The sequence below is a fragment of the Candidatus Igneacidithiobacillus taiwanensis genome (assembly GCF_031962545.1).
Classification (GTDB): Bacteria; Pseudomonadota; Gammaproteobacteria; order Acidithiobacillales; family Acidithiobacillaceae; genus Igneacidithiobacillus; species Igneacidithiobacillus taiwanensis.
Genome location: NZ_JAVRKK010000142.1, coordinates 1 through 5,445, shown reverse-complemented (window position 1 = coordinate 5,445; position 5,445 = coordinate 1). Strand labels below are relative to the sequence as shown.

7 protein-coding genes are annotated in these 5,445 nt (G+C 54.5%); all 7 read right to left on the bottom strand.

From position 1 onward, the window contains the following. Positions 1 to 266, bottom strand: a 266-nt coding sequence (locus tag RTI30_RS12275; RefSeq protein WP_312283877.1) for an MBL fold metallo-hydrolase, incomplete at its 3' end; no start/stop codon positions are given. Between the two features lie 10 nt (positions 267 to 276). Further along, positions 277 to 639, bottom strand: coding sequence for a roadblock/LC7 domain-containing protein (locus tag RTI30_RS12270; protein ID WP_312283876.1), 363 nt, complete (start codon positions 637 to 639; stop codon positions 277 to 279). A 28-nt stretch (positions 640 to 667) separates the two neighbouring features. After that, entirely contained in the window at positions 668 to 1,306 is a 639-nt protein-coding gene (locus RTI30_RS12265) for a roadblock/LC7 domain-containing protein (RefSeq protein ID WP_312283875.1), read from the bottom strand. Then, positions 1,303 to 1,869 (bottom strand): ATP/GTP-binding protein, encoded by a 567-nt coding sequence (locus RTI30_RS12260; protein WP_312283874.1) that lies wholly within the window; start codon positions 1,867 to 1,869, stop codon positions 1,303 to 1,305. Before RTI30_RS12260 ends, RTI30_RS12265 begins: the two co-directional genes overlap by 4 nt. A 32-nt stretch (positions 1,870 to 1,901) precedes the next feature. Beyond that, complete coding sequence (locus RTI30_RS12255; RefSeq protein ID WP_312283873.1) at positions 1,902 to 3,023, bottom strand: hypothetical protein; 1,122 nt, start codon at positions 3,021 to 3,023, stop codon at positions 1,902 to 1,904. A gap of 12 nt (positions 3,024 to 3,035) precedes the next feature. Beyond that, complete coding sequence (locus RTI30_RS12250) at positions 3,036 to 4,472, bottom strand: hypothetical protein (protein WP_312283872.1); 1,437 nt, start codon at positions 4,470 to 4,472, stop codon at positions 3,036 to 3,038. Between the two features lie 21 nt (positions 4,473 to 4,493). Next, positions 4,494 to 5,445 (bottom strand): hypothetical protein (locus RTI30_RS12245; RefSeq protein ID WP_312283871.1); only part of this gene is annotated, 952 nt, incomplete at its 5' end.

Genomic DNA, 5,445 nt, shown 5'->3' with positions numbered 1-5,445 from the left:
TCGGTGATGAGCAGCCAGCCGTTGGCCGAGGCGACGATATCTGGATCCTCATGGGAGGCAAAGACATAGTCGAGGTGGGCGGGTAGGAAATGCTCGGCCATCCCTGCCAGGAGATGCTTGTAAGTGAGGTTGCCGCCAGGATCGAGGAGCATCCCTTCCCCCTGGTGTACAATCAAAAACTGGTTGGCCTGAATGCCCTCGCCCTCCACCAGATCGGTGAATGCTACACACTTATGGATGCCGTCGTCGTAAAGTATGGTACTCACAGCTTCTCCTTCAAAGCAGCTCGGCAATCCCTTGGGCAGCCCGCTTGGCATCCAGGAAGACCAGGCCGAGTTTGGCTTCTTTCCGGGCAATGACGGTCAGGACGGCGTCGTGCCCAGCGTGGATCAGCAACACATATCCACCATCGCCCTTGATCATTACCTGTTCGAGTTCCCCTCGCGCCAATTCCGCTGCCGTCCGATCGCCCAAGGAGAGCATGGCCGCAGCCATGGCCCCCACCCGGTCCTCGTCCATGTTGGCGGCCAGCAAAGAGGCGATGGTAAGGCCATCGGTAGAAATCACCGCCGACGCCTCGATGTCGGCAGAGGACCCGTTCAGGTCACTGAGTATTGATTTTAACATTTCTTCGCGCATCTGGTGGCTCCTTCAAAAAAGTGATGATTCAGCGATAGCGCTGATCAAGGACCTGGATCAATGAGACAAAAGACTGGTTTTGCAGCAACGGGGTACCGCCAATGATCAACATGAATCGCTGTGGACCAATGAAAAGGGGCCAAAAGCCCAATTCCGATTGGCCTGCGGGGTCCACCAGGGCCCAGCTTTCGCTACGCACCCGCAGATTGTTTCGTAACAGGCGCCCGTGTCGATTTTGTAGGCTCAGTAGATCGGCAGAGAGTCCTGCCAATTCTTCGGCTGATTCATGCAGAAATCCGGCAGTGGCTAGATAGAATCCATTTTCATCGGCCAACAGGGCCTGCTTTCTATCGGATAATTGAGCAAGTAAAGGGGGGAGAATGTCTTCTAGCCGCTCGGTGGGGGCGGGACGAGGCTGTTCGTTGCCACGGATGAGTCCTAATCGCTGCAGGCGAAGGATACTACGAAGGGCATCTTCTTCACTGTCCAGGCGGGTCCAGCGCAAGGCAGTGGTAACCGAAAATGGTGCTTGCGCACCCTCGCGGAGAATTCCCAGTAATACCGTGCGATTGCCTTCCAACTCCGGGCCAGAACTCACATAAAAGGCCCCTGCCGGACTCAGTTCGGCATAGAGGGGAGTGGAAGCGCTGACCAGTTGTATGCTCATACCGCAGCCCCGATCCCGGGATCAATGGAAAAGAGCAATGCCATGACCAGATTTTTGATATCTTCCTTGTTGCGGCCATCGACTTCAAAGATGGGCGGAACCGGATTGAGCATCTGGAGGTCCTGGCTCACCTCGGCAAACATTTCGGCATATTCCGTGGTGGTGGGCCGCGGGGCAAGATCGGTTTTGCTGATTCCGATGACTACCGGAACATCGCTGATATAATTTTTAAAGGCATGAAGAAAGAAATGCATATCTTTTTTTGGGTTGGGACGGGTGTTATCGAGCATGAGTACCAGACCCAGACCGCCCGTAGTCAAGATATCCCACATAAAATCAAAACGTTCCTGGCCAGGGGTCCCATAGAGGTGGACCTTGCTCTTTTCTCCCAAATGCAGGATGCCATAGTCCATGGCGACGGTGGTGTGGCCTTTGCGGTTGATCGTCATGTCCGATGCCTTGGCATCGGTGGAGATGATCGGCACGTCGGAGAGGACGGCAATGGCCGAGGTTTTGCCTGCCCCCACGGGGCCTGTAAATACAATTTTGTTGTCTTCCCTCATACGACCTCCTTGGGGTTCTAAGCCTTTTCTCCTTACAAGCCCGCGATCTTTGCCAATAGTCGGCCCAGCAGCCCACGTTTTGGTGAAGGTGGCTCTACAGTTCTGGTCGACGCCTCGCTGGTAGCGGGGGTCGTTTGATTCGAAGGGATAGTGCTCGTAGCTGCAGGACCATATTGCAGAATGCCAATACCATCGCTTGCCGCAAGAAAATTAAAAAGATCTGCAGGTTCAACTTGCAGCATCCGGATGGTGAGTAGCGGTGAGGCGGGTGAGCGAGCCAGAAATGCCGAGAGCCGTAAGGCTTCCGGTAATGGACGCAAACGCGTGAGGTTGGGCCAGCGCTGGAGCTTTACCGGATGGTGGAGGGGAATGCGACGACTCATCCGTCCCCGGGCGACAGCGGCAGAGAAGGACCAAAGGAACTCCTGTAGCCCCTGCTGGTGCTTTGGCTGGCCGTTTGCCTGGGAGCTGTCAACCCGGACCTGGAGCCGCTCCGGATCAGTCAGGGCTTTATTTTCTTCCGTAGAGCTCCCATAGCTTTCGACCAAGCCGTCCCCAGGGAGGATACGCCAGAGGAGTTTTCCCTCGGGATTGAGAATCTGGGTGGTGATTTGATCCCGCACCGCCCGTTGGACGAGGGCAAGAATCCCCTGGTCTGGGTCAAAATATTCCACCTGTTCCGGGTTCCAACGCCGGGATAGGCTGACCAGTAGATCGGCATCTGCTGCCTTGGTGGACGGCTGGGAAGCCTCCGGTTTTGGGGGGGGAGGGCTCGCCGTGTCCATAGGAGGGAGGGATGCAGGAGCATTTGCGGGCTGCTGGAGGAGTTGGGCAAGGGCCGGGAAAAGGGTTTCCATGCGAATGGGCTTTCGAAGCACCCGAAATTCTGGATACTGCTCGGGAGTGGTACTGGTTCCGAGTAAAGGAATGTGCGGCTGTTCCCTGGCAAAGGTGCGCGCCTGGGCCAGGCCCTCGGGAGAGTCGAGATCGGCAATGGCGAGATCGACTTTTTCTTTTTCACCGTCTTCGAGCAAGCGATAGGCGTGCCTGCGATTCATCTTGAAGGCCATGCGAAATACGGCTTCCTTGCGTGCGTCCATACCAATGCTTTGCACTACGAGGGATGTGGCGACGGCGTTGGGCTTTTCATTCATGCTGTCTCCTCCCTAGGCTCGGACCGACTTTGGTTCTTGCAAACGTTCTGATAGATGGTACATCTGCCGCAAGATGCTCTCATCGGGCAACTGGGTGCCGGCAAGAATTTTTTTGCTGAAGCGAGTAAAACGATCCCGGGCCTGCATCCTTTCATACATCTCCAGTAAAGGGGCAAAATAGCTTCGCTGATGTGGTGTGCTGAGGGCGGCATTTTCCAATAAATCCACAGCTTCCTCGACTTGACCGTAATCAAGTAAGAGATTGAACTCCCGAAAAACCTGATCATCGCTCTTTGCTTCGCTCAATTCGCCATCCCGCCGCAATCGCTCTTCTACCAAGGGCGGGTTACTCAAAGGAATGGCTGCAAGGGGAAGATATAGTCCATAACGCTCTGCCAAGGGGGCGAGTTTTTCTTCAGCGCCTTCACAAGCTGCCAACTCTGTCCAAAGTGGATGGACTCCCAAATGCTTGCCGACCTCCAGCAGTCGCTGGCGAAGAGCCTTACCCAAACCCCAAAGAGCAATATACAAACGGAGCAGGGCGAGCCCATAGGCATTGAGGTCTTGCCGATGAAAAAGCAACTGCAGCAGTAGTACATGAAAGTGCAGTTGCTTGGGATGCAGGATGATCTGTCGTTGCAATAGTTCTTCTGCAGCACGCTCTTGTCCACAGCGCAAGAGCAGTTTGGTCAAGCGCGGTACGGAGACTAGGGTAGAAACCACCTGTTGTTCTTCATCGCTCAGCGGCGACAGGGGAGAGTTGCCGCGTACCAAGGCTTTTCCCTCGTACTCTTCTGCCACCACAGCCGATGCACTTTTTTCCCGAGGAAAAGGGTTCCGGAAAGGAGTAGGGCCTGGATTGGAAGAATCGGGAGAATCGATGACACGCCCTAATTCTGACCGCAAGCCAGATAGGGCAAGCTGCTCTGTCTCGGGTTCTGATGGCCCTGTGTGTGATGGTTGACGCCCACGAAGTTCTGCCTCCAAATCGTCGAGGCCAAGGTGCAGGCGTTCTTCCGCAAGTACCAGCAAACCGAGATGGCTTGGATCCTGATCCAATGCCTCCAGGACCAGGGTACGCGCACTTTCTGGGGTAATGGCTCCCAGGGTGAGATCTGCATCCAGCTGTTCTGCCAGCCCGTCTAGATCTTTGAGTTTAAGGTATAGGTTTCGCAAGCGCTCCCGTTGGGGAAAATCGCTGGGATGATGTTCCACATACCAGCGGAGGGCGGTAACTGCTTGCTCTTGGTGTCCATAGGCCAAATAAATCTCTACTTCATCAAGAATGGAGACCTCTTCGACGGCAACCCCCGCCGCACCGTTGCTTGGCGGTGCGGCGGGGGCTGCCGTGGGGGGTGTCGGTGCTGCTGGAACCTCCGCAACATGCACATTTTCTGCCCGTGGGGATGGTGATGGGCGAACCACACCGAACATTCTAGACCATAGCATCTGTCGAAACTTCATCTGCGTTCAGCCCATCGACAAATGCGGGGAAACGGTAAGTCCACGTTCCTTGGCGATAGCAAGAAGCGCCTTTTGATTCCCTTGATATGATTCCAATTGATCCCAAAGTAGTGATTGGCCCAGGGTATGACCAGCTCGAAGCATACGGTTCAGGATCGGTTTTCCTTTATCCCCCAAAGCAATGCTCATGAGTAGCATGGCGTCTTCAAACCCTTTCTGATCCCGTTGCTGATAACAGATCCGAAGGAGTTCGGCATAGACGGGCAAGGAGAATGGATCTTCCATAATGGCAGAGCGGAGTACGGCCACAGAATAGACCGGATCCTTGCTGCGGGAGACAATGGCTAGGGCGTTTGCTGGCGTTACGGGTTGATCGGAATCCGGCGCTGTAACCTTGAGTCCGAGTTTTTCTGCGAGCACCAATAGCTCTAGATTACTTGGATCCTTTTGCAAGCCGAGAAAAACTCGCTGTTCCCACCATTTTTGGTCACGCAATTCCTCTGGCGTCTGTTCTTTGTTCTGGTCGAGGCTACCCAGGAAATCGGTATAGGCGGCATAGTCCTCTATGGAAAGATAGGTATCCAGCAGTTGATTGATGGCGCGGCTGTCGTTGGGTTGCATATCGACATACCAACGAAGCACAATGGCGGCCTGTTCGTAGCGACCATACTGCAAATAGATCTCCGCCTCATCGAGCAGGGCCTGACCAGAAATCTCGGCTACCTGTGGGGTTTGGTTTGATTGGCTTGTCGGTTCTGGCAGAGACTTTGGTGCAGATTGGAATGCTGTTTCTGGCGTGTTTTCAGGAGCAGGCCCAGCAATTGGGTTAGGTGAATGATCTTTGTTCCTGGTCCGCATGGCCCGAATACGGAGAACGATCTCCAGTACCAGCAAGATAATCAGAATAAAAATCAATGCGTTGCTAAGAGGTAACAGGAATTGCATAGGTTGGTATCCT